Annotated in this window: 2 protein-coding genes and 1 pseudogene; all 3 read left to right on the plus strand. The window is 57.6% G+C overall.

What is annotated here, in order from left to right:
• The coding region (locus MCB86_RS03750; protein ID WP_239609875.1) for a DUF1983 domain-containing protein at positions 1 to 681 on the plus strand (681 nt) is incomplete at its 5' end.
• Positions 682 to 973: 292 nt separating this feature from the next.
• A complete protein-coding gene (locus tag MCB86_RS03755; RefSeq protein ID WP_239609877.1) occupies positions 974 to 1,807 on the plus strand; it encodes a hypothetical protein in 834 nt (277 codons plus the stop codon).
• Positions 1,808 to 1,891: 84 nt separating this feature from the next.
• Positions 1,892 to 2,191: pseudogene (locus tag MCB86_RS03760) on the plus strand (hypothetical protein); the annotation flags it as partial.

Below are 2,191 nucleotides of genomic sequence, written 5' to 3' on the forward strand. Positions count from 1 at the left end.
GGCGCCGAGGCTACCGCCCAGTTTGCACAGGAAGTGCGGACGCGGGCGTCGGAGAACCTGGCTTCGGTCGAGCGGGACACGCTGCTACAGGCGTCGGTCGGTGAGACGCAGGCAACTGTCGCCATCCTCGAACAAGCGGTTGCGACTGACCTTGCCGCCGTTGTTCAGACGACCCAGCAGCTGGAGGCAACGGTAGGGCAGAACACATCCGCTATCCAGACCACGCAGCAAGCCCAGGCCACCATGGACGGCAAGCTGCAGGCGATGTACTCGGTGAAATTGGGTGTCACGGCGGACGGTAAGTACTACGCCGCTGGCATGGGCATCGGCATCGAGAACACGCCGGATGGGATGCAGTCGCAGGTGCTGTTCCAGGCAGACCGCTTTGCTGTGATCAACGTCGCTAACGGTCAAATAACCACACCGTTCGTGATTCAGGGCGGGCAGGTGTTCATGAACACAGCCATCATCGGCGAAGGCACCATCACCATGGCCAAGATTGCAGACGCCTTGCAGTCTACGAACTATGTCGCCGGCGAGACCGGTTGGCGCCTCGATAAAGCCGGAACATTGGAAATTAACGGAACTGTCGCCGGAGGAGGGCGGATGACGATTAATAATCAATGGCTGCGTCTTTATCACCCCAATGGTGTTAAAGGCCTCGAACTAGGGATCGGATAATGGGCGTCGTTTATAGATCGTACGACGAAACAGGTCGCCTGTTGATGCGGGAGACGGGAAGCGTTTGTAAAGTGATCGGCAGTTTTCCAGTCACAACGGCGAGTGGCTCGATAACCGTCAGTATTCCGCTAGCCGGTACGGTCTTTTTCTTCATCACACCGCGACTGGGTTCCGGTGGAACCTACGTTGGCAGCCGCCCTGTTGTCGAGTACGACGGCAACGGGGTTTTCTCCTGGCTGTTCGCTGGCACGGATGCCGCTGGGGCGTACGATGTTCATTACGGCGTTTACTAATGGCCCACTTTAAAACTTGGGATTCGGCCGGGAAAAACCTAGTCGACTCTAACTATGTAACGATGGGTTTAATTAAATCCGGCTACATGGTCAAGATAACCGATGCGCAACGCCGGGCGCGAATAGCGCTAAACAACAACAATACCGAACCCGTTCCATATACCGATCCGGTTTACGGGTTCACTGTTACTGCCGACACGCCGCTCGTTTTCATTGCCGGTCGCGCTGTTCTTCAGCAAATTGTCCGTAACGGGAACAGCTATACGTTCTGGTACGCCCATGCTTCAACGTCCGCTCGATACTACGTCTTTGACCGCATGAAAGACCTCGGGTCGGGCCCCGCGAAGCTGCGTCTATGGACTGATGTTGGAGTATGTACGCTCGACTCTGGGATGCCATTCCTTGATATCAACGGGGCGCATATTCCGCCGAATCCGAGCGTGAACGCGCAAGGGTACGGGCGGGGATATGCAGGCGCCGCCACGCAGACTGGAACAGCCACGGCCATAGGTGGCGCTGACCCTAATCACATCAACGCCAGCATCTTGATGGACTCGCTGTCGATAGCGGTCGGCGGAGACTGTGCGGCGTGTCTTCCCTGGTCTCGAATCATGCTGCATACGGATCGATTCGGCGGCTCGGCGATCTCGGCAAGGGAGGGCGCATTCGGCCAGGGCGGAAACCTGACATTCATGATGGCAACCGAAGCAGGCTGCACCATTAACGGCTGGGTATCGTCGGGCTACATCAATATGTTCTATCAGATCCCGACGCCAAGAAAACCGTCCGTTACCTACATCGACGCTTCAACTCTGCCCATTCCGTTTGGCTGACCCATTGCGGACAGCCATATAAACCAACACCACGGCCCGCCACTGAGCGGGCTTTCTTTTGCCTTCAATTGACAGGACGAAACCATGCCCTGGTATGGAACAGGAACAGTGGCCGTCACGGCCAATAGCGCGACGGTTACCGGCAGCGGTACCGCCTTCTCGGCAAACGGCCGGGTGGGCGATGCCTTCCGCGGGCCCGACGGTCGCTGGTACGAAATCACCAACATCGCCAGCGCTACGGTGATTTCGATCAAGCCGAACTATCAGGGCGCAACGGCGAGCGGCCAGGTCTACGCCATTGCGCCGATGCAAGGCTATGTGAAGGAGTCGGCCGATCGGCTCCGGCAGTTCGTCGATCAGTACGGCTCGGTATTGGCAGCTATT

This window comes from Pseudomonas sp. KSR10 (assembly GCF_022355455.1).
Lineage (GTDB): Bacteria > Pseudomonadota > Gammaproteobacteria > Pseudomonadales > Pseudomonadaceae > Stutzerimonas > Stutzerimonas stutzeri_E.

What these genes read in the sequence shown, in the direction of transcription:
- MCB86_RS03755 (WP_239609877.1), top strand. Translation starts at nt 974, where the DNA reads ATGGCCCACTTTAAAACTTGGGATTCGGCCGGGAAAAACCTAGTCGAC.